This is a genomic window from Bacteroides sp. OM08-11 (assembly GCF_003438665.1).
Lineage (GTDB): Bacteria > Bacteroidota > Bacteroidia > Bacteroidales > Bacteroidaceae > Bacteroides > Bacteroides cutis.
In genome coordinates this window covers 409,893-430,679 of the sequence record NZ_QSTJ01000002.1, presented here as the reverse complement: position 1 = coordinate 430,679, position 20,787 = coordinate 409,893, and the positions used below count along the sequence as shown (strand labels likewise).

The window sequence follows — 20,787 nt, the reverse complement described above, 5'->3', positions numbered from 1 at the left end:
AAGTAATAAATCATTAAACAATAAATATCAAAATGATACGGATTAATAATCTTCAAAAGAACTTCGGCAACAAAAAAGCCGTTGATATTGAGAAATATACAATCAACCAAGGTGACATGCTTGGGTTAGTGGGAAATAACGGAGCTGGAAAAACTACCCTCTTCCGTCTGATACTGGATTTATTGAAAGCTGACAATGGAAATGTTACAATTAATAATATAGATGTTAGCAAGAGTGAAGATTGGAAAAACTTTACCGGTGCTTTCATCGACGATGGTTTTCTGATAGACTATCTCACACCTGAAGAATATTTCTATTTTATTGGAAAAATGTACGGATTGAAAAAGGAAGAAGTGGATGAACGTATCGCTCCTTTTGAACGCTTTATGAACAACGAAGTAATAGGACAAAAAAAATTCATCCGTAATTTTTCTGCCGGGAATAAACAGAAAATCGGTATTATATCTGCCATGCTCCATCATCCACAACTGCTTATCTTGGATGAACCATTCAACTTTCTCGACCCTAGTTCCCAATCCATCATCAAGCATCTGCTGAAGAAATACAATGAGGAACATGAAGCAACTGTCATCATCTCCAGCCACAACTTGAACCACACGGTAGACGTTTGCCCGCGTATCGCTCTGCTGGAACATGGTATTATTATCCGTGATATTCAGAATGAGAACAATTCGGCGGAGAAAGAATTGGAAGCTTATTTCAACGTCGATGTAGAAAAAGAAATTGCAGAAGAGCTGAATGAAACAGAAAAACTGAACGAAACAGAAAAAACTTTTGAAGCAACAGGTTCTGTTGAAGTACCTAAAAATATGGAAGAATGAAAAGAGTCCTTTCCTATATAGTTATCCTCACCGGATTGTTGACCGGCTTAAGTTCCTGCCACTCTTCCGCTCCACGCCTTGACTACAAAGCATTGGCACAAGCCTCCATACGCTTAGGTATAGATATCGGATTGGAAGACAATCATAAGTTGTATATTGATGCTGCCAAATGGATAGGTACTCCTTATCGTGTTGGTGGCAATACCAAGCATGGTACAGACTGTTCGGGATTTACATCGCAACTCTATAAAGAAGTGTATCGTACGCGTCTGTCGAGAAGTACAAATGGACAATTACAAGAAAGCCATAAAATCTCCCGCAGCAATTTGCGCGAGGGAGATTTGATATTCTTTACCAGCCGCAATTCTCACAAAAAGGTAGCGCATGTAGGCATCTACCTTAAAGACGGAAAGTTTATCCATGCCAGTACCAGCCAAGGAGTAATTGTCAGCAGCCTTAAAGAAAAATATTATATACAATATTGGCTTTGCGGAGGAAGAATCAATTCATAATACACTGATTTTTCTTTATTGTGTGATTATCTTTATTCTTTTCCGACTTATATACTAAAATTAACCCTATAAGAAAGAAAAACAATGAAGAAAATTTCAGGGATATTCCTGTTTATCTGCATTGCATTAAACAGTAGCGCACAACTCTTGTGGAAAATATCCGGTAACGGATTGGAAAAGCCTTCTTACATTTTCGGCACACACCATCTGGCGCCACTCAGTATCAAAGACAGCATTACCAGCATGGCACAAGTCATCAACGAAACCAATCAGGTTTATGGTGAAATAATAATGTCTGAAACGAACACACCAGCCTTCATGCAGGAAGCACAAAGAATGATGAAGATGCCAACAGACACGACTCTACAAAGCTTGTTTACCTCTGAACAATACGAATTACTCGGCAAAATTGTTAAAGAATACCTGATGACAGATATTTCAATGCTGGCACAAGTCAAGCCCACGATTATTAACCTACAGTTAGAAGTCGTCTTCAGTTTGAAGTATTTTAAAGACTCCAATCTACAACAATCAATAGATGCTTACTTTCAACAACAAGCCCAACAGAACGGCAAAAAGGTCGGCGGATTGGAAACTACCCGATCACAGCTGGATATGCTATTCAACAGACAAACATTACAACGTCAGGCCCAACTTTTATATTGTGCCATCAGCCATATCGAAAAGACCATAGAACAAAACAAAAAAATTGTAAATTACTATAAAGCCCAAGACTTAGATAGTATATTATGTCTCATGGAAGAAAAAGAAGGAAGTTCCTGCGACCCTCTTCCGAACGAAATGGAAATATTGCTTGACAAGCGTAATAAAGCATGGACAAAGAAAATGCCGATAATAATGAAAGAAGCTCCTACTCTTTTCGTTGTAGGTGGAGGACATTTGCCCGGAAACAACGGGGTATTGAATTTACTGAAGCAGCAAGGTTATATCATAGCTCCTATGAAATAAATCTTCTAATAAATATAAAATACCGATTAATTCATATCTTTGCAAACAAAATAGCCTGCAATGAATTATACGACTTATCTTTTCGACTTTGATTACACTCTCGCTGATTCATCACGCGGTATTGTCACTTGTTTCCGGATTGTACTTACGCGACACGGATATATGGAAGTGACAGATGACGAAATAAAGCGTACTATCGGTAAAACCTTGGAAGATTCTTTTTCTATTCTCACCGGAGTGACGGATTCTACACAACTAGCAGGCTTCAAAGAAGAATACCGTAAAGAAGCTGATACACATATGACCGTAAATACAGTCCTTTTTCTTGAGACTAAGTCTGTATTGGTGGCATTGAGAGATTCGGGGGCACGTATAGGTATTATATCTACTAAATATCGTTATCGTATCAAAGAACTGTTAGATCAACATTTCCCTTCCAACTTTATAGACATCATAGTGGGTGGTGAAGATGTAAAAGCCGCTAAACCATCACCCGAAGGTCTATTATTTGCCATCAAACAATTACATGTCACCAAAGCCGAAACACTATACATCGGTGACAGTACGGTAGATGCCCAAACCGCTAAGTCCGCTGATGTAGACTTTGTAGGTGTACTACATGGTATGACTACAGCCGAGGAATTACAGCAATATCCTCATAAGAAAATAATGAATAGTCTGGAAGAGTTGTTGGAAAAGGAACCCCTAACCGAGCAAAGAACTCAAGTAAAAAATTCCAAGCCAAACCAGAACCTTAAAAAAGTAATTTTAATTTTGACCTTTATCTCTATATTCCTAGCTATAATAGCTATTTATATATTCAAACCATTTTTATAGTAGACCGTTATTTTATCAATAAAAACGAGAAAAAACATTTGCACATTTCAAATAAAAGAGGTAATTTTGTGCCCGATTATTCCGCACCGGGTTTAATTAAGTGTTTTCTAAGTGATTAGAGACCACCCGACGGAGCTAACTTATACATTAATATAAGCAATGTACGCAATTGTAGAAATCAACGGTCAGCAATTCAAAGCTGAAGCTGGCAAGAAGCTATTTGTACACCACATTCAAGAAGCAGAAAACGGTGCAACAGTAGAATTTGAAAAGGTTCTTTTAGTAGACAAAGATGGTGCTATCACTGTAGGTGCTCCTACTGTAGAAGGTGCAAAAGTTGTTTGTCAGGTAGTATCTAACATGGTTAAAGGTGAAAAAGTACTTATCTTCCACAAAAAAAGAAGAAAAGGTTATCGTAAGTTGAATGGTCATCGTCAACAATTCACAGAGTTAACAATTACAGAAGTAGTAGCTTAATCAATTTAAAAAGTAAGAAGAAATGGCACATAAAAAAGGTGTCGGTAGTTCTAAGAACGGCCGCGAATCAGCAAGTAAGAGATTAGGCGTTAAGATATTTGGTGGCGAAGCTTGTAAAGCAGGTAACATCATCGTTCGTCAAAGAGGTACTGAATTCCATCCGGGTAACAATATCGGTATGGGTAAGGACCATACTCTTTTCGCTTTAGTAGACGGAACTGTACAGTTCAAAGTAAGCAAGGAAGATAGACGTTATGTATCTGTAATTCCTGCAGAAAGCGCAGAAGCATAAGTTTCCGTAACAGACAAAAGAAAATGGGATGCAATCTTGAAGATTGCATCCCATTTTCTTTTGTCCCTATATTCATATTCCCTCCCAAACAAATCCATTCAAATACTCATTATACATCAATAAGGCTATAAACAAATAATTTATCTCAATATCGGAATATAGCTTCTCTTATTTTTATATATCTTTGTAGTCGCAAAACGGAGTATTATAAAAAACAAGTATAAGATATGCTTACCATCAAACAAATTACAGAAAACACCGACGCGGTAATTCGCGGACTGGAGAAAAAGCACTTCAAGAATGCTCAGGAAACCATTGAAAAAGTGCTGGAAACTAACAATAAAAGACGCAATACTCAAACAATCTTAGATAAAAATCTATCGGAGGTAAACGTACTTTCCAAATCCATAGGACAGTTAATGAAAGAAGGCAAGAAAGAAGAGGCAGAAGTTGCCAAAAATCGTGTTGCCGAACTGAAAGAGAGCAATAAAACTTTGCAAACCGAAATGGATGGAGCTGCAACCGATTTACAGAACTTGCTTTATACCATCCCTAATATTCCATACGACAGTGTACCCGAAGGTATCGGTGCGGAAGACAATGTCATAGAGAAAATGGGAGGTATGGAAACAGAACTTCCCAAAGATGCGTTACCCCATTGGGAGTTGGCCAAGAAATATGATCTGATAGACTTTGACCTAGGTGTAAAAATTACAGGGGCAGGTTTTCCTGTTTATAAAGGTAAAGGGGCACAGTTACAACGTGCACTCATCAACTTCTTTCTGGACGAGGCTCGTAAATCCGGTTACACGGAAATTATGCCGCCTACCGTAGTAAATGCAGCTTCCGGTTATGGTACAGGCCAGCTTCCTGACAAAGAAGGCCAGATGTATCATTGCGAAGTAGACGACCTATATTTAATTCCGACCGCAGAAGTTCCTGTTACCAACATATATCGTGATGTAATCTTGGACGAAAAGCAATTGCCGATCAAGAACTGTGCATACACTCAATGTTTCCGTCGTGAAGCAGGCTCTTACGGAAAAGATGTACGCGGATTGAACCGTCTGCACGAATTTTCCAAAGTAGAATTAGTACGTATCGACAAACCGGAACATTCCAAACAATCCCATCAGGAAATGCTTGACCATGTTGAGGGTTTGCTCCAGAAATTAGAATTACCCTACCGTATCCTCCGCCTTTGTGGTGGTGATATGAGTTTCACTGCAGCCCTTTGTTTCGACTTTGAGGTTTATTCCGAAGCTCAGAAACGCTGGTTAGAAGTTAGCTCCGTATCCAATTTCGATACTTATCAAGCTAACCGTCTGAAATGTCGTTATCGTACAGCAGAAAAGAAAACAGAACTTTGCCACACATTGAATGGTTCTGCATTAGCTCTGCCACGTATCGTAGCCGCGTTGCTTGAAAACAATCAAACTCCGGAAGGTATCCGTATCCCGAAAGCATTAGTTCCATATATGGGATTTGAAATGATTGATTAGAAGAATTCAACCTGTCATATTTTAGACGCGAGTTATACAAAATAAAAATACAGTCTTAATAAAAGAAGTCTGTAAATTTTGTATAGTTCGCGTTTTATTTTATTACTACATTCCTCCCCGACCCATTCTTTTTCCCTTCACATTTTTTGTTATTACCAAATAAGCCGTATCTTTGCAAAATCTATCAATCTGAAAGAAATAACGTAATTATACCAACAAAATTATTAGATAATGAATAAAATCATTAACAAAGAACATTTTTCAGAAAAGGTCTTTAAATTAGTAATTGAAGCACCGCTAATCGCCAAATCACGCAAAGCAGGACACTTTGTCATCGTACGTGTAGGCGAAAAAGGTGAACGTATGCCGTTGACAATTGCAGCTGCCGACTCGGTAAAAGGAACTATCACTTTGGTTGTTCAAGAAGTAGGATTGTCATCTACCCGTCTATGTGAGCTGAATGAGGGTGATTACATAACAGACGTTGTTGGTCCGCTGGGACAAGCTACGCATATCGAAAACTTCGGAACCGTAGTTTGTGCCGGAGGTGGTGTAGGCGTGGCACCGATGCTTCCTATCGTACAAGCATTAAAAGCTGCCGGCAATCGGGTAATCACAGTATTGGCAGGCCGGAACAAGGAACTGATTATCCTTGAAAAAGAAATGCGTGAAAGTTCTGACGAGGTAATCATCATGACCGATGACGGTTCTTACGGCCGTAAAGGTTTAGTAACCGAAGGTATAGAAGACGTTATCAAACGCGAAAAGGTTGATAAATGTTTCGCTATCGGCCCTGCCATTATGATGAAGTTCGTTTGTTTACTAACTAAGAAATATGAAATTCCTACAGAAGTATCACTGAATACAATCATGGTAGACGGTACGGGGATGTGTGGCGCCTGTCGTATCACCGTAGGTGGAAAGACCAAGTTTGTTTGTGTGGATGGTCCTGAATTTGACGGACATCAGGTTGATTTTGACGAAATGTTAAAACGTATGGGAGCTTTCAAGAGCATCGAGCGTGAAGAAATGCACAAACTGGAAGAAGAGCCACAATCTACCTGCCAGATTACCGGAGAAGCGCTGCAAACTATTGACGACAAAAGCCGCAATGCAACCTGGCGTCAAGAGTTACGCAAATCAATGAAACCCAAAGAACGTACGGCTATACCCCGTGTTGAAATGAACGAACTGGATGCAGAATATCGCTCACACAGTCGTAAAGAAGAAGTAAATCAAGGATTGACAGAAGAACAGGCCTTAACAGAAGCCAAACGTTGTTTGGATTGCGCCAACCCAGGTTGTATGGAAGGATGCCCTGTCGGTATTGATATTCCTCGCTTTATCAAAAACATCGAACGTGGCGAGTTCCTTAAAGCAGCCCAAACACTGAAAGAGACAAGTGCATTGCCTGCTGTTTGTGGTCGTGTTTGCCCGCAAGAGAAGCAGTGCGAATCTAAATGTATCCATCTGAAGATGAACGAAAAACCGGTAGCTATCGGTTATCTGGAACGTTTCGCTGCCGATTATGAACGGGAAAGCGGACAAATCTCCATACCGGAAATCAAGGAGAAAAATGGTATCAAAGTAGCTGTAGTCGGTTCAGGACCTGCCGGTCTGTCTTTTGCCGGAGATATGGCAAAATATGGATATGATGTTACCGTATTCGAGGCATTGCACGAAATCGGCGGTGTTCTGAAATACGGTATTCCCGAATTCCGTTTGCCCAATAAGATTGTAGACGTTGAAATCAATAATCTCGCCCAAATGGGTGTAAAGTTCGTCAAGGATTGTATCATCGGCAAAACAGTGAGTGTGGAACAACTTGAAGAAGAAGATTTCAAAGGTGTTTTTGTCGCTTCAGGCGCAGGATTACCTAATTTTATGAATATTCCCGGCGAGAATTCCATAAACATCCTGTCTTCCAACGAATATCTGACACGTGTCAATCTGATGGATGCCGCCAGCGAAGACTCTGACACTCCCGTTCCCTTCGGAAGACGTGTAGCTGTTATCGGTGGCGGTAACACAGCAATGGACTCCGTACGTACTGCACGACGTCTCGGTGCAGAACGTGCCATGATTATCTACCGCCGTTCAGAAGAAGAAATGCCAGCACGAATCGAAGAAGTAAAACATGCTAAAGAGGAAGGTGTAGAGTTCCTGACACTGCATAATCCGATAGAATACATTGCGGATGAACAAGGGAAAGTAAAACAAGTCGTTTTACAAAAAATGAAACTTGGCGAACCGGATGCATCCGGACGCCGTAGTCCTGTGCCTATCCCGGGAGCAACTGAAACTGTTGATATCGATCTTGCCATTGTCAGCGTAGGCGTATCACCCAACCCGATTGTACCAAGTTCTATTAAAGGTCTGGAGTTAGGGCGTAAAGGAACAATTGCCGTGAACGACAATATGCAATCATCCATTCCGACAATTTATGCAGGTGGTGACATTGTCCGTGGTGGCGCAACTGTAATCCTTGCCATGGGTGACGGACGAAAAGCTGCTGCCGCAATGAATAAGCAATTAAAGAAATAAACAACAAAAGCGTATATCCCCCTCTATACAAACAAAAACCCCGCCTGCTACACTCTTGTACAGACGGGGTTTCTTTTTTGTATATTTCTCCAAAGACTTTACTTCACCACCTTATTTGTTACCGGATCTGGGAAAATCACTGTCGGTTTAAACGATTTGGCTTCTTCAAAATCCATCAATGCATAAGACATGATAATAACGATATCATCCGGTTGAACCTTACGAGCCGCAGCACCATTCAAACAAATCTTACCCGAACCGCGTTCACCTTTAATTATATATGTTTCAAAACGTTCGCCATTATTATTGTCGGCAATGTAAACCTTTTCACCGGCAATCATATTGGCTGCATCCATCAAATCCTCATCAATCGTGATGCTACCCATATAATTCAGGTTAGCTTCCGTGACGCGGGCACAGTGAATTTTCGACTTCAACACTTCAATCATCATAAGATTAGCTCTTTTTGAGGGTTATTATTCTTTGTATTTGATATTATCAATCAAACGAACATCTCCACAGAACACCGTGATACATCCCACAGCATAAGTAGTATCTTCCCAATTGGCAATTCTCTGCAAAGTATTGCCATCCACCAATTCGAAATACTCCAATCGCAAACCGGGAGCGGCCGCAATGGCATCTTCCACAAACTTCTGTGTCTCAGCCACCGTATGCGAAGTCGCAAAGGTACGACTTTCAAATAAAGTCTGCGATATTTTTAAAGCATTTTTACGTTCTTCAGTAGACAAAAGGGCATTGCGGCTACTCAAAGCCAAACCATCTTTCTCACGAACAATAGGACAACCCACAATCTCCAAAGGAAATTTCATCTGGCGAACCATTTCACGGATAATAGCCAATTGTTGAAAATCCTTCTCTCCGAAATATGCGCGATCGGGACGCACCGCATCAAACAGTTTACTCACAATCTGGCAAACTCCATTGAAATGTCCGGGACGAAATATTCCCTCCATCACTGTATCTAACGGAGCGTAACTGAACTGTCTGGTATCCGGTTCCGGATACATCTCCTCAGCAGAAGGCGCAAAGACAAAAGCGGTTCCACATTCTTCCAATAAACGGCAATCAGCTTCCAATGTACGAGGATACTTCACCAAATCATTCTTGTCATTAAACTGAGTCGGGTTTACAAAAACACTTACCACAGCGACGTCATTCTCTGCCACACAACGTTTCACCAATGAGGCATGACCGGCATGCAAGGCTCCCATCGTAGGTACCAGACCTACCTTTTTACCCTGGGCTCTCAAAGTCGAAAGTCCGGCCTGCAAGTCCTTGATAGTATGTACTATTTTCATTTTAAATTGGTTGTATAATAACTTAGTTATTTGCAAAAGCGGTGCAAAATAAACCATTATTTACCATATAAAGAAGAAATATCATAAATTTATGCAAAAGTTAGTACTTGCGAAAGTAATCGCCCTTCCTCATTTATACCTGATAAACAAGCGGTTAACAATTCATAAGGAATTATAAGCAAGGTCTGCTTGCTTTATTGCCCGATTTTTTTTATATCTTTGCAGAATAATTGAGAACATTGTTATTATGACAAAAGCGAACAAGGTATTATTTATAACACAAGAAATTACCCCTTACGTTTCAGAAACCGAAATGTCCCTTGTGGGCAGAAATCTGCCTCAGGCAATTCAAGAAAAAGGCAGAGAAATCAGAACATTTATGCCCAAATGGGGAAACATCAATGAACGCAGAAACCAGCTGCATGAAGTGATACGTCTCTCCGGCATGAATCTTATCATCGATGATACCGACCACCCGCTGATTATTAAAGTAGCTTCCATTCAATCTGCACGTATGCAGGTCTATTTCATTGATAATGATGACTATTTCCAGAACCGCCTGCAGGTTACCGATGAAAATGGTGTTGAATATGAAGACAATGACGCGCGTGCCATCTTCTACGCTCGTGGCGTTCTGGAAACGGTAAAAAAACTCCGTTGGTGTCCGGATGTTATCCACTGCCATGGTTGGATGACGGCTTTAGCCCCCTTGTACATCAAGAAAGCCTATAAAGATGAACCTTCTTTCAGAGATGCAAAAGTTATCTTTTCGCTCTACGATAATGATTTCAAGCAATCTTTCCATCCTGATTTTACCAGTAAATTGATGCTGAAAGGTATTACCAAGAAAGATATTGCCAATTTGAAAGAACCGATTAACTATACCGCTCTCTGCAAACTAGCTATTGACTTCTCTGACGGTGTAATTCAGCAAAGCGAACATATCAACGAAGAAGTCCTGGAATACGCCCGCAAATCAGGAAAATTAATTTTGGATTATCAATCTCCCGAGAATTTCGCAGATGCCTGCAACGACTTCTACGACAAGATTGGGGAAATAGAACAATAATAAATTGATTCAAGACAAAAAATTATGAAAGTAAGATATCTGGGAATATTGCTTTTGGCATTCCTGACTCTCTTTAGTTGTGATGACAACACCGGAACACTGGGCATGGGTATGTTACCCGATTCAGATGGTATTAAAGCGGAAACTACAACTTTTAATGTAATAACCAACTCCTATCCCGCAGGGAGAGTCTATGCCAAAACGAGTACCGGTTATGTAGGAAAGTTCACCGATACTTCTGCTGATAAGTTTGGCAATTACGAAGCCAGTTTCCTTACTGAGTTGAACTGTACGGACAACTTCACATTTCCGGAAGTATATAATGACAAGACTCATACGGGTATCATGGCCGGTGATACAGTCGTTTCCATCCAATTGGCAATTTACTATTCAACCTGGTTTGGAGATTCGCTGAATGCATGTAGAATTGGCGTATATGAACTGGATAGTAAACTTGATAAAAATCGTTATACCGATATTGACCCGACAGAATATTACGGCAACAAAGAAGTCAAGCCTAATTTTAAAACGGGTTATTTCAATCTGCATAAAGCATATACGGCATACGACACGTCCGTGCCCGACTCCGTAAGAAATGCGACAGATTCAAACAAGAATAAGATTTTCTACCCTAATATCACACTTCCATTAGATACCGTATACGGCAATGAGATATTACATCTGAGCAGAAAGCATCCTGAATATTTTGCCAATTCGGAGGCTTTTATCAACAACGTATTGAAAGGTGTATATATCAAAACCGATTATGGTGACGGAACAATCCTTTATGTAGATCAAGTAGCTTTGCAGATGCAATTCCGTTTTCACTATGTAGACGACTCCGGTGCAAAACTTCTGAAAAAAGACGGAACGGATTCGTTATATTATAGTATGGCTACTGTATTTGCTTCCACAAAAGAAGTAATTCAAGCCAATCAATTTAAAAATTCAGATTTACTTGAGGAACGAATAAAGGAAGAGGGGCATACTTATCTTAAATCTCCTGCCGGAATATTCACGCAAGCTACCATGCCTTACGATCAGATACATGATGCACTTACGAACGACACGCTTAATGCCGTGAAACTGACTTTCACTAATTACAATCAAGAAACCAGTAATAAGTTTAGTATGAGTGCCCCGGAAACTGTCCTATTACTCCGCAAGAAAGATTTAGCTACCTTCTTTGAGGATAATAAGCTCACAGACAATATAACTTCATTTATTGCTACTCACAATAATGTTGCAACCAACCAATATACGTTTAGGAATATTGCCCGTTTAGTAACAACCTGTATCAACGAAAAGAAAGCAGCTAAACAAACAGCAAAAGAAAAAGCCGGTGCCGCTTGGGACGAAGAGAAGTGGGAAAAAGAAGTATGGGCAGTGGAAAATGAGGATTGGGATAAAGTATTGCTTGTTCCTGTCAGTGTAACTTACGATACATCCAACCAAAGTAATCCAACAATGACTGGAATTCAAAATGATTTAAAACCCGCTTACACCAAATTACAAGGAGGAAATCCGGAAAAAGGGGGTAGTTATCTGGAACTAGAAGTTACCTATACAAGTTTCAACAAATAATTCTCATATCCTCATCATCAATAAAAAAGTCTCCCGCCCTTAAAAATGGAGCGGGAGACTTTTTTATTGCATAATCACGACTTTCTTATGCCTCTTTCTTTGCAGCCTGTTTCTTTGCTACCGGCTTCTTCGTTGCAGGTTTCTTTGCAACAGTAGCCTTTGCCGGTGCTTTAGTTTCTTTTTTCTTTTCCGTTACCTTCTCTTTATCCAACTTACTCTGGGCCTTTTCCAGTTCTTTATGTAACTCTTCGATTTCATCACCCTGATTTTTGATAGTAGTCAACAAAGCATTCAATTCTTCATTATCAATATCCACCGGATAAAGAGAATCAACCCGTTTGATGAAATCACCCAAAATATTCATATAATTAGTAAAGGCATCGTAAGGAGATTCATAAATGCCACGATTTAAACCTACACCACTATTCTTGGTCGTCATGAAACGGAAATTATTACTTGCCTGCAAATAATCCCAGTCTTGCTTGATACGGCGGTCATCGCAGAGATGTACACGTTCAGCCACACTATATAATTTATTGAAAGCTTCACGTTGCATTACGTTACCCAACCAACAACTGGTATCTCTTTCTTCGTCCACCCAAGACATCGGATACGGCACATCCAATGCAGAAACCGACTTCAACTTCGTAACAATCTCTGTCGGAGTAGAGAACGTAATGCCCTTTTCCTTAGCACATACCGGCAATGCTTTCAAGAACTCCAGGATATTGGAAGACAAAGGCTGAGACATACCCAGTGCACAAAGTTCCATAAAAATATTAATGACCTGTTCTTCCTGGGGTAATGCATCAATCCAACTGATATACTTATCGGCAAACAAAGGATATTCGTTCCATTCAGAATTGGAGAAACGCAAACTGATATCATCGGACAACTTGAAATCGCGCAACAACAACTTCAAATTAGAATTCATATTACAATGATATACATAATGCGGGCTCTTCCAACCCAACACATGCTTGGCACCTTCAGTCAGCATACCTTTGAACCCCATACTGGCCACGACAGCTCCAATTTCATCATTATAAATCAAACTGGAGTTACGGAATACCTTCGGAGCCTTGCCAAACATTTGCTTCATCTTTGCACTCTGACGCATCACTTCTTCCTTGAAACAATCTTCGTTAGCCAAAGAAGAAAGGCCGTGAGAATAAGGTTCAGCCAAGAATTCGCAACAGCCCGTATCGTTCAGCTGATGCAACAAGTCAACAACAGCAGGAGCATGAATCTCAAGCTGTTCCAATGCTACACCAGAAATTGACAAAGCAACTTTAAACGCACCTCCCGAATTCTTCACCATCTCGATAAGCGTACTCAGAGCAGGTATGTAAGAACGTTCAGCAACTTCATTGATGCTGGTTTCGTTGGTATAATCATCATAATAATAATGATTAGTACCTATATCAAAGAAACGATAACGTTTCAGATGTATAATTTGATGTATTTCAAAATAAAGACAGATCGTTCTCATTTTCAATTATTGTTTTGTTATTTACCATAGTTTCTTAACACATCCTCATAGAGGGCACGGATTTTCAGACCGACTTTTTCCCAAGTAATTCCATCCACTTCTTTTTTACCTTCCTCCTGTAGATAATGGAAGAGAGACGGATTGTTACAGATGGAGTAGATAGCATCCGCCATAGCGTGAATGTCCCAATAATCGGTCTTAATCACCTTATCAAGGATCTCACCACACCCCGACTGTTTAGATATGATCGAAGGAGTTCCACATTGCATAGCTTCCAGTGGAGCAATACCGAAAGGTTCGGAGACAGAAGGCATAACGAATACATCACTATTCTTATAAACTTCATATACTTGTTTACCTTTCATAAAACCCGGGAAATGGAAACGATCGGCAATACCTCTCTCAGCAGCCAAATTAATCATGGCGTCGAGCATATCGCCCGAACCCGCCATTACAAAACGGATATTACGTGTACGTTGCAACACCATTGCAGCAGCTTCCACAAAATACTCCGGTCCTTTCTGCATAGTGATACGTCCAAGGAATGTCACTACCTTCTCTTTAGAATGTTCCGGACGAGGAATATCCTGATATTCCTGTGAAAGCGGATAAACAGCGTTATGCATGGCAAACACCTTTCTCGGATCCTGATGATACTCATTGATAACCGTACGGCGGGTCAGTTCGGATACGCACATAATGCAGTCGGCATAATCCATACCATTTTTCTCCATAGAGTAAACCGTAGGATTGACTTTTCCACGTGAACGGTCAAAATCTGTAGCATGAACATGTATGCAGAGCGGTTTACCACTCACCATCTTGGCATGTACGCCGGCAGGATACGTCAACCAGTCGTGAGCATGAATGATATCAAACTCCTGTTGGCGCGCCACAACCCCGGCAACTACAGAGAAATTATTAATTTCCTCATGCAGGTTTCCCGGATAACCACCGGCAAACTCCATACAACCAAGATCATTGACGTGCATATAAGAAAAATCAGCATAAATATGATCACGCAGAGAATAATAGTCTTCCGGCGTCATGCAATTACACAAACGCGATTGCAGATAATTATAATCAGGATCACGCCAAACGATAGGTACCTGGCTCATACTGATTATCTTCAGGAACTTTTCTTCATCTCCACAAGGCTTGGGCATACAAAACGTAATATCCATATCACCCTGCAAACTCAGTCCTTTAGTAATACCGTAAGAGGCAACTGCAAGACCACCATATATTTTGGGAGGAAATTCCCATCCAAACATTAAAACTTTCATCTTCATTCCCTCCTCTCTTATGAATTATAATACTTAGATAACAACTTCAAAATACGTAGTATTTCTGCTATATTCATGGCAAACGACACTGCCCCACGTCCTTTGAAAGGAGGATTGCCATCGAACAGTTCTGGAAGCGAACTTATGCAGTGACTGGTCATTTCATCTTCAAATCCAATCAAGTAACGTTCTACAAAAGAAATACCGCTCATCTTATAAATACGCAAATAGGCCTCCATATAAAATCCCATCAGCCACGGCCAGGCCGTACCCTGATGATAAGCGTAATCCCGTTGAATTTGGGGACCGACATAATTCGGATTATATCCACCACTCTTAGGACTCAACGTGCGCAAACCTTTCGGTGTGAGCAATTCTTTCGTCACGATATCGAGCACTTGCTTCTTCTGTGCCCTATCCAACGGGGAATAATCGAAAGCAACGGCAAATATCATATTCGGACGAACACTCCAATCCATCATATAACCATCTACATAGTCAAACAGATAACCGTATTCATTACGGAAGACCTCCACAAATGATTTTCCGGTAATCTCAGCCTGCGCATCCAGTTCATCTGCAAGAATTGTGTTTTCACCTTCACGTACCATATCTGCAACGAAGCGCAAAGCATTATACCACAGAGCATTCACCTCTACAATATATCCGGTGCGAGGAATTACCGGACGCCCGTTAGCTGTAGAATTCATCCATGTTACGGCTTTCTCCGTTCCATTGGTATAAAGCAAACCGTTCTCATGCAAGAAAAGGTTATCATGTTTGCGACCACGAATATAATCCATGATATCTTCCAGCAACTTGCCATATTTCAGGCGGCATTGGCTACGGGAAGTTTCCTTCGCATACTGCTGCAACGCCCATACGGCCCATAGCAATACATCAGGATGCTCCATTTCATAAATCTTATATCCTACCGGTTTGTCTTCTATGAAATCACGTATAGCCTTTTCCGCTGTTTTCATAACATCTTCAAACTCATCTTGTTCGTCTACAGCCAGAGTTAAACCCGGCAGGGAGATAAACAAGTCACGGGCACGACATTTAAACCAGGGATATCCCGCAAGTATATAATGCTCCTCACCTTGTTTGTTGTGGAACTGATGCGCAGAATTTTTTAAACAGTGGTAAAAGCTGTCACGCGGTGTCCGGTCGGCCACTTCCGCTTCAAACGTCTGTTTCAACTTGCGTGGAGAAGTTTCGGAAATACCGGCAGAGAAGACGATGCTTTCACCTTTCTTGATATCTACCTCAAAGTAACCGGGCACATACAGATCTTCATTGAAATCATACCCGCGTTCCTGTTCTTTAGGATATTCGATGCCCCGATACCAGTTGGGTTCAAAATGGAACTCATTCTTTTTATTCAACTGCATAAAAAGTTCCGGATATCCGGGGTACATACACGTCTTAATACCATTTTCCACTTCTTGATAATCACGGCTTGCCTGAGCATTTTCGTGCGTATATTCGCGTACACTGCGGAAAGCCAGGAAGGGCCGGAACCGGAGGGTTGTTGCAGAATGAGCGTCGACCAAGGTATAACGTATCAAAATCCGGTTCTCATGATGTACAAAGATTTTCTCTTTACGGAGGATAACACCTCCTACACGGTAAGTTGTAGCCGGGATTTGTTCACAATCGAATTCGCGGATATATTTATGTCCGTTCGGACTAAAATGATTTCCTTGATACTTATGTAATCCCAGATTAAACTCCGCACCGTGCTGAATTACCGTTTCATCCAAAGAAGACAGCAGCACATGGTTTTCATCATCCAGGTTTGGTACAGGTATCACCAACAAACCGTGATATTTGCGTGTGTTACAATCTACAATTGTTGTACAATGATAAGCACCCGATTTATTAGTCCGAAGTATCTCCCTTGGCAAAGATTCTTCCAGATTAATCATCAGGGTCTTGTCAAATCGTAAATAACTCATAGTTGTGCATTATTTAAAGGTTAATTATTCAGGTCATTGTGCGCTACAAACCCTGTAGCGATGCCCAAAAATACGAATTAAAGCCTACACGCAAAATAAAAAGTCAGTTTTTTTTCGTTTTTCAAATAAATAATTCGTAGCATTGTGCGAAAATAATTAATCCTTGTACAATATATGAAGCATGACCTTCAACGAATAGTTCTGGCAGCGGTCATTCCGCTTTTTCTGCTCCTCATCTTATATATACTGAAATTTATGGAAATAGGTATGGACTGGGATTTTACCCGATTAGGAGTATATCCTATGGAGAAGCGCGGAGTGTTCGGAATTTTTGCACACCCGCTTGTCCATAGCAGTTTCAGACATCTTTTTGCCAACACAATCCCATTGTTTTTTCTGTCTTGGTGCCTGTTTTACTTTTACCGTCACCTCGCACCTTACATTTTTTTTACCATCTGGACAGGTTGCGGGCTTCTTACTTTTCTTATAGGCAAACCCGGATGGCATATCGGTGCAAGCGGTATCATCTATGGGCTGGCGTTTTTTCTGTTTTTCAGCGGGTTATTGCGTAAACATGTTCCACTCATAGCCATATCCCTTCTGATTACTTTCCTTTATGGAGGATTGGTGTGGAACATGTTTCCACAGTTCGCCAAAGTGACCACCTCCTGGGAAGGGCATCTCAGCGGAGCGATAGCCGGCACCCTTTGCGCACTGGCATTCATGGGACACGGGCCTCGACGTCCCGATCCTTTTGCAGACGAAGAGGATGAAGAAAACAATGAAAACGAATCTTCCGGAAAAGAAGAGTCCGATAATGGGTTGAAAGGAGACAATAACGTTGAATAGCCTATTTGTCTTTTAAGATTAATCTGTTCTCCATAAGTGGACACTCCCGTTCCCATTAAGAGAAACGGTAGTTCCCATTGATAGAAACGGCAGTTTCCATGGTAGGGAACGAGCGTTTCCATTAAGGGAAATTGTCGTTCCCCACAATAGGAAACGAGTGTTCCCATTAGGGGAAACGGACTCAATCAATGACAAAAATGGGAAAGGCCTCACGGTCTCTCCCACTCCATGTTCGTTTATCAAATCTATCCAGTGTTTGATAATAAGGTTAGAAGTCTTGTAGTGTTAATCTAATTATTAAATCTATTATAATTGCCTAATGAAAACTGATACTATATTCTATTTATTACTTCGCTTCTTCAAATATAACTTATAGTTTTCCTGTACATATTTTTCGTCATCATACGTCCAATTCTCATTACGATATCCGATAGCCTTATATAGCTTACCCAAATACTCATCTTCTTTTTGCTTCCCTCTCTTGGTAAAGAAGCATTTAAAGTACATGTCCGGACGGTTCTGTTTGGAAACGTAGATTCCAGTACAATATGGATACTTTCCCTGATAAGGTTGTTCCAAAGGAATTGTGCAAACATGAACAGAGTCGGCATTGAAGAACTTCTTGGCGTCGTCACTACTCAAGATAATGACACGCTCCTCGAATTCACGAACAGCACTCTCCTGCAATATACCGTCTTTTCCTATACATCCCAAATCTCCATATATCAACCGCTTGATATTTATCATTTTAATTTTATTCTTAGGAAAATAGGTAAGTCCTATTTCCGGATACATAATCATACAATCGGCATCTTTCGATCTGAAAATGAAATTGTAGCTTAGAGTAGAAGATTTTTTTCCACATGGACTCCAATAGATAGATGTATGTAAATCCGTAAATCCTTTCGGACGTTTCCATGAGATATCATATACTTTAGACAGATAGTCGGAATAAACAGAAAAAAACAATCTGCCATTTTGAGCGCAAACATGTTCTATTACATTTACAAACAGCAACAGAAATACTATTTTTGATAATTTTCTCCAGATACGATGCATCGTCAATCTGATTACCTCTTATTCTTTCTATTATTATACCTCAACAGTGCTTCCAGATAATAATAATCCGCATATACCAAAGGAACATCTATCTCACTTGAATGAGGGATGCTTCCTACACTGTGCATCAAAACAAAGTTGCAATTTGTACCTGGTTCCGCCAAGTATGCCGGAGAAGACAAACTTTTCAATATGTGTTCTGCAGCTTGTTCATACTTTCCTCCGCCGTCCACATAATCTGCCAATTCCAAGAATGCAGAAGCTGCAATTGCCGCTGCCGATGCATCACGGGGAATTATCTTGAAAGCCTGCGGATCATAATTCCAATCGGGTACATAACCGTCTTGACCGGCATTAAAATCCCAATATGGTACTCCGTCTTCGGGTAAATTAGGATGGTTCAACCAGAAGTCGGCGGCATGTATCGCCATATTCAGGAAATCATGTCTTTGAGTCTCACGATAAGCCATTGTATAACCATAAATAGCCCATGCCTGTCCGCGCGCCCATGTTGAATTATCAGAAAATCCCTGACAAGTGGCCTGGTGAAGCACTCTGCCAGTTGTTTCGTCATAATTAACCACATGATAGGTACTGTAGTCTTTACGGAAATGGTTAAGGGCTGTCGTTTCAGCATGCTTGTTGGCAATCCTGGCATAAATAGAATCACCGGTTACCTTGGAAGCAAAATAGAGCAACTCCAGGTTCATCATATTATCTATAATCACCGGGTAAAACCACTCATCCTTTCCGTTCCAAGCCTTCCGGTAATTCCATGACTCGATGCAACCTATCTTTTCATTGAAACGGGTACATAACGAACGGGCAGATTCCAACAAAATCTCTTTGTATGCCTCATTACCTGTCAATCTATAACCATTTCCAAAACTACAATACATTAAAAAGCCTATATCATGATGATTGGTTTGTGTCTTCAAGGATTCAAGCGCTTCCGTCCATTTCACGGCGGCATCCTTCCATTTTTTGTCGTCCTCATACTCATACATATACCATAGACATCCCGGATAGAAACCTTCGGTCCAATCATTTTTATGGGTAACCCTCAAGTTTCCATTACGATCTATTGTACGGGGATACCCGGTAGGTTCGGGAAGTTCACTCAATTGTGCGGATAACTGTTGCTCCGCCCTTGCAAAGCCATTCACTACGAAATCGGCTTCTTGCTTGTTCCCCTTACACGAAAAAAGGAATGCCCCCAAGCATACAATGCTCATCAATCTTATTCTCATAATTTCTTTCATTATTTATCATTAGTCCATACCCGAACATAATCAAAACGGGCTTCACTTAGCCAAGAGTCAGCAGGCTTTCCCTTAAAGTCACCCTGACCGCTAAAAGTTGCCACTGTGGATAAATAAAGAAATTCTTCCACCCGAGGAACCCACTTTTCATCAAACTCAGCCATAAATTCTCCGTCATAGTATATCTTTACACTCTTCTCATTCCATAAAACACCCCACACATGATATCCTTGAAACACACCGGGAGTAGCATAGCGGAAGTTCTTCTCTTGATGGTCGGCACCATAACCGTCTATATGGATAGTAGAAATCACCTCATCTGCCAGATACGCAGACTCGAAGACATCAATTTCAGCACCGTCATTACCTGTACCATCGACTTTACTCATTGAATTGCTTTGCAACCAAAAGGCAGTCAGAGCCGCCGAGTTCATGTCCGCCAATTTAATCCGCGCTTCTGCATAACCATATTTCATGTAATACTTTCCATTGGAATAGACGGAACTGCAATGCATCACATCTTCACCTACCTTTGTCACTTTCAAGACCAAGTCTCCATCAGCCTCTACCACATTCTCCGGTTTGAAAAACCATTCCTTAATACCTAAGTTCGGACGCGAACCTCTCGATTCATCCTTAATTACCCATTTATTGAAATCGACTCTGTTGTCATTGAACTCATCGCTGAAAGCCAACTTCCACCCTTTACCGATCAGAGTATTGACGGGAAGAGCATCCGAAGGAGTATCCACATCCACCCAAGGGGAAGTAGCCGACGCTTCCTCTCCGTGAGTATCGTTTCCACAAGAAATAACTATACAACATCCTATAAAGAGTGTACTCCAAAATAACTTCATAAATAATAATCAAATTAAGTTATAAAAAAACCACACCGGGAGAACAGTTTACCGGTGTGGTCATTTTCTAT

The 20,787-nt window shown here is 40.7% G+C and carries 18 protein-coding genes and 1 pseudogene; 11 read left to right on the top strand and 8 right to left on the bottom strand.

The genetic code is table 11. The annotated features are described in order from the left end of the window. Nucleotides 1–32: 32 nt before the first annotated feature. The 8 genes and pseudogenes from DXC10_RS05530 to DXC10_RS05495 all read left to right on the top strand — a co-directional run bounded on the left by DXC10_RS05530 (nt 33) and on the right by DXC10_RS05495 (nt 7,975). Nucleotides 33–842, top strand: coding sequence for an ABC transporter ATP-binding protein (locus tag DXC10_RS05530; RefSeq protein WP_233519879.1), 810 nt, complete (start codon nt 33–35; stop codon nt 840–842). Continuing rightward, nucleotides 839–1,354, top strand: a complete 516-nt coding sequence (locus DXC10_RS05525; RefSeq protein WP_101543029.1) for a C40 family peptidase — start codon at nt 839–841, stop codon at nt 1,352–1,354. Before DXC10_RS05530 ends, DXC10_RS05525 begins: the two co-directional genes overlap by 4 nt. Nucleotides 1,355–1,438: 84 nt before the next feature. After that, on the top strand, nt 1,439–2,323 hold the full coding sequence (locus tag DXC10_RS05520) for a TraB/GumN family protein (RefSeq protein WP_101543028.1): 885 nt from the start codon (nt 1,439–1,441) through the stop codon (nt 2,321–2,323). Nucleotides 2,324–2,383: 60 nt separating this feature from the next. After that, nucleotides 2,384–3,016 (top strand): annotated as a pseudogene (locus DXC10_RS05515) (HAD family hydrolase); the annotation flags it as partial. A 303-nt stretch (nt 3,017–3,319) separates the two neighbouring features. After that, nucleotides 3,320–3,637, top strand: a complete 318-nt coding sequence (gene rplU, locus DXC10_RS05510) for a 50S ribosomal protein L21 (protein ID WP_101543026.1) — start codon at nt 3,320–3,322, stop codon at nt 3,635–3,637. Nucleotides 3,638–3,659: 22 nt separating this feature from the next. After that, nucleotides 3,660–3,929 (top strand): 50S ribosomal protein L27, encoded by a 270-nt coding sequence (rpmA, locus tag DXC10_RS05505; protein WP_101543025.1) that lies wholly within the window; start codon nt 3,660–3,662, stop codon nt 3,927–3,929. A 227-nt stretch (nt 3,930–4,156) separates the two neighbouring features. Beyond that, nucleotides 4,157–5,431 carry a serine--tRNA ligase gene (gene serS / locus DXC10_RS05500; RefSeq protein ID WP_101543024.1) on the top strand — a complete coding sequence of 425 codons (1,275 nt, stop codon included), beginning with the start codon at nt 4,157–4,159 and terminating at the stop codon, nt 5,429–5,431. A gap of 231 nt (nt 5,432–5,662) precedes the next feature. Beyond that, nucleotides 5,663–7,975 carry a bifunctional dihydroorotate dehydrogenase B NAD binding subunit/NADPH-dependent glutamate synthase gene (locus DXC10_RS05495; RefSeq protein WP_117737475.1) on the top strand — a complete coding sequence of 771 codons (2,313 nt, stop codon included), beginning with the start codon at nt 5,663–5,665 and terminating at the stop codon, nt 7,973–7,975. Nucleotides 7,976–8,073: 98 nt separating this feature from the next. On the opposite strand, the gene panD is transcribed toward DXC10_RS05495, so the two are convergent. Both panD and panC read right to left on the bottom strand, forming a co-directional pair. After that, nucleotides 8,074–8,427, bottom strand: a complete 354-nt coding sequence (gene panD / locus DXC10_RS05490) for an aspartate 1-decarboxylase (protein ID WP_101543022.1) — start codon at nt 8,425–8,427, stop codon at nt 8,074–8,076. 24 nt (nt 8,428–8,451) lie between these two features. Further along, nucleotides 8,452–9,297, bottom strand: a complete 846-nt coding sequence (gene panC / locus DXC10_RS05485; protein ID WP_101543021.1) for a pantoate--beta-alanine ligase — start codon at nt 9,295–9,297, stop codon at nt 8,452–8,454. 247 nt (nt 9,298–9,544) lie between these two features. Between panC and DXC10_RS05480 the strand changes: the two genes are divergently transcribed. Both DXC10_RS05480 and DXC10_RS05475 read left to right on the top strand, forming a co-directional pair. Beyond that, entirely contained in the window at nt 9,545–10,366 is an 822-nt protein-coding gene (locus tag DXC10_RS05480; RefSeq protein ID WP_101543020.1) for a glycogen/starch synthase, read from the top strand. 24 nt (nt 10,367–10,390) lie between these two features. Next, nucleotides 10,391–11,950 carry a DUF4270 domain-containing protein gene (locus DXC10_RS05475; protein ID WP_117737474.1) on the top strand — a complete coding sequence of 520 codons (1,560 nt, stop codon included), beginning with the start codon at nt 10,391–10,393 and terminating at the stop codon, nt 11,948–11,950. Nucleotides 11,951–12,035: 85 nt separating this feature from the next. Here DXC10_RS05475 and DXC10_RS05470 read toward each other — a convergent pair whose 3' ends face one another. The 3 genes from DXC10_RS05470 to DXC10_RS05460 are packed head-to-tail and all read right to left on the bottom strand — an operon-like array spanning nt 12,036 to nt 16,689. Next, nucleotides 12,036–13,442 carry a glycoside hydrolase family 57 protein gene (locus DXC10_RS05470; RefSeq protein ID WP_117737473.1) on the bottom strand — a complete coding sequence of 469 codons (1,407 nt, stop codon included), beginning with the start codon at nt 13,440–13,442 and terminating at the stop codon, nt 12,036–12,038. Between the two features lie 17 nt (nt 13,443–13,459). After that, on the bottom strand, nt 13,460–14,728 hold the full coding sequence (locus DXC10_RS05465) for a glycosyltransferase family 4 protein (RefSeq protein WP_101543428.1): 1,269 nt from the start codon (nt 14,726–14,728) through the stop codon (nt 13,460–13,462). A gap of 17 nt (nt 14,729–14,745) precedes the next feature. Then, nucleotides 14,746–16,689 carry a glycogen debranching enzyme N-terminal domain-containing protein gene (locus DXC10_RS05460; protein WP_117737472.1) on the bottom strand — a complete coding sequence of 648 codons (1,944 nt, stop codon included), beginning with the start codon at nt 16,687–16,689 and terminating at the stop codon, nt 14,746–14,748. Between the two features lie 174 nt (nt 16,690–16,863). Here DXC10_RS05460 and DXC10_RS05455 point away from each other — a divergent pair, with 174 nt between their 5' ends. Further along, nucleotides 16,864–17,538, top strand: coding sequence for a rhomboid family intramembrane serine protease (locus DXC10_RS05455; RefSeq protein ID WP_101543016.1), 675 nt, complete (start codon nt 16,864–16,866; stop codon nt 17,536–17,538). 339 nt (nt 17,539–17,877) lie between these two features. On the opposite strand, the gene DXC10_RS16490 is transcribed toward DXC10_RS05455, so the two are convergent. From DXC10_RS16490 to DXC10_RS05440, 3 genes are read right to left on the bottom strand one after another with little or no spacing between them, the layout of a single operon-like run. Beyond that, entirely contained in the window at nt 17,878–18,597 is a 720-nt protein-coding gene (locus tag DXC10_RS16490; protein ID WP_147331296.1) for a hypothetical protein, read from the bottom strand. An 11-nt stretch (nt 18,598–18,608) separates the two neighbouring features. Then, a complete protein-coding gene (locus tag DXC10_RS05445) occupies nt 18,609–19,847 on the bottom strand; it encodes a glycoside hydrolase family 88 protein (RefSeq protein WP_180949194.1) in 1,239 nt (412 codons plus the stop codon). Between the two features lie 11 nt (nt 19,848–19,858). Then, nucleotides 19,859–20,716 (bottom strand): family 16 glycosylhydrolase, encoded by an 858-nt coding sequence (locus DXC10_RS05440; RefSeq protein WP_101543014.1) that lies wholly within the window; start codon nt 20,714–20,716, stop codon nt 19,859–19,861. Nucleotides 20,717–20,787 lie beyond the last annotated feature (71 nt).

Excerpts from the sequence above, each read along its gene's own strand:
- panC (WP_101543021.1), bottom strand. The coding sequence starts at position 9,297 with ATGAAAATAGTACATACTATCAAGGACTTGCAGGCCGGACTTTCGACT.
- panD (WP_101543022.1), bottom strand. The coding sequence starts at position 8,427 with ATGATGATTGAAGTGTTGAAGTCGAAAATTCACTGTGCCCGCGTCACG.
- DXC10_RS05495 (WP_117737475.1), top strand. The coding sequence starts at position 5,663 with ATGAATAAAATCATTAACAAAGAACATTTTTCAGAAAAGGTCTTTAAA.
- DXC10_RS05470 (WP_117737473.1), bottom strand. The coding sequence starts at position 13,442 with ATGAGAACGATCTGTCTTTATTTTGAAATACATCAAATTATACATCTG.
- DXC10_RS16490 (WP_147331296.1), bottom strand. The coding sequence starts at position 18,597 with ATGCATCGTATCTGGAGAAAATTATCAAAAATAGTATTTCTGTTGCTG.
- DXC10_RS05480 (WP_101543020.1), top strand. The coding sequence starts at position 9,545 with ATGACAAAAGCGAACAAGGTATTATTTATAACACAAGAAATTACCCCT.
- DXC10_RS05460 (WP_117737472.1), bottom strand. The coding sequence starts at position 16,689 with ATGAGTTATTTACGATTTGACAAGACCCTGATGATTAATCTGGAAGAA.
- DXC10_RS05520 (WP_101543028.1), top strand. The coding sequence starts at position 1,439 with ATGAAGAAAATTTCAGGGATATTCCTGTTTATCTGCATTGCATTAAAC.
- DXC10_RS05525 (WP_101543029.1), top strand. The coding sequence starts at position 839 with ATGAAAAGAGTCCTTTCCTATATAGTTATCCTCACCGGATTGTTGACC.
- serS (WP_101543024.1), top strand. The coding sequence starts at position 4,157 with ATGCTTACCATCAAACAAATTACAGAAAACACCGACGCGGTAATTCGC.
- DXC10_RS05465 (WP_101543428.1), bottom strand. The coding sequence starts at position 14,728 with ATGAAAGTTTTAATGTTTGGATGGGAATTTCCTCCCAAAATATATGGT.
- rplU (WP_101543026.1), top strand. The coding sequence starts at position 3,320 with ATGTACGCAATTGTAGAAATCAACGGTCAGCAATTCAAAGCTGAAGCT.
- DXC10_RS05445 (WP_180949194.1), bottom strand. The coding sequence starts at position 19,847 with ATGAGAATAAGATTGATGAGCATTGTATGCTTGGGGGCATTCCTTTTT.
- DXC10_RS05475 (WP_117737474.1), top strand. The coding sequence starts at position 10,391 with ATGAAAGTAAGATATCTGGGAATATTGCTTTTGGCATTCCTGACTCTC.
- DXC10_RS05440 (WP_101543014.1), bottom strand. The coding sequence starts at position 20,716 with ATGAAGTTATTTTGGAGTACACTCTTTATAGGATGTTGTATAGTTATT.
- DXC10_RS05530 (WP_233519879.1), top strand. The coding sequence starts at position 33 with ATGATACGGATTAATAATCTTCAAAAGAACTTCGGCAACAAAAAAGCC.
- DXC10_RS05455 (WP_101543016.1), top strand. The coding sequence starts at position 16,864 with ATGAAGCATGACCTTCAACGAATAGTTCTGGCAGCGGTCATTCCGCTT.
- rpmA (WP_101543025.1), top strand. The coding sequence starts at position 3,660 with ATGGCACATAAAAAAGGTGTCGGTAGTTCTAAGAACGGCCGCGAATCA.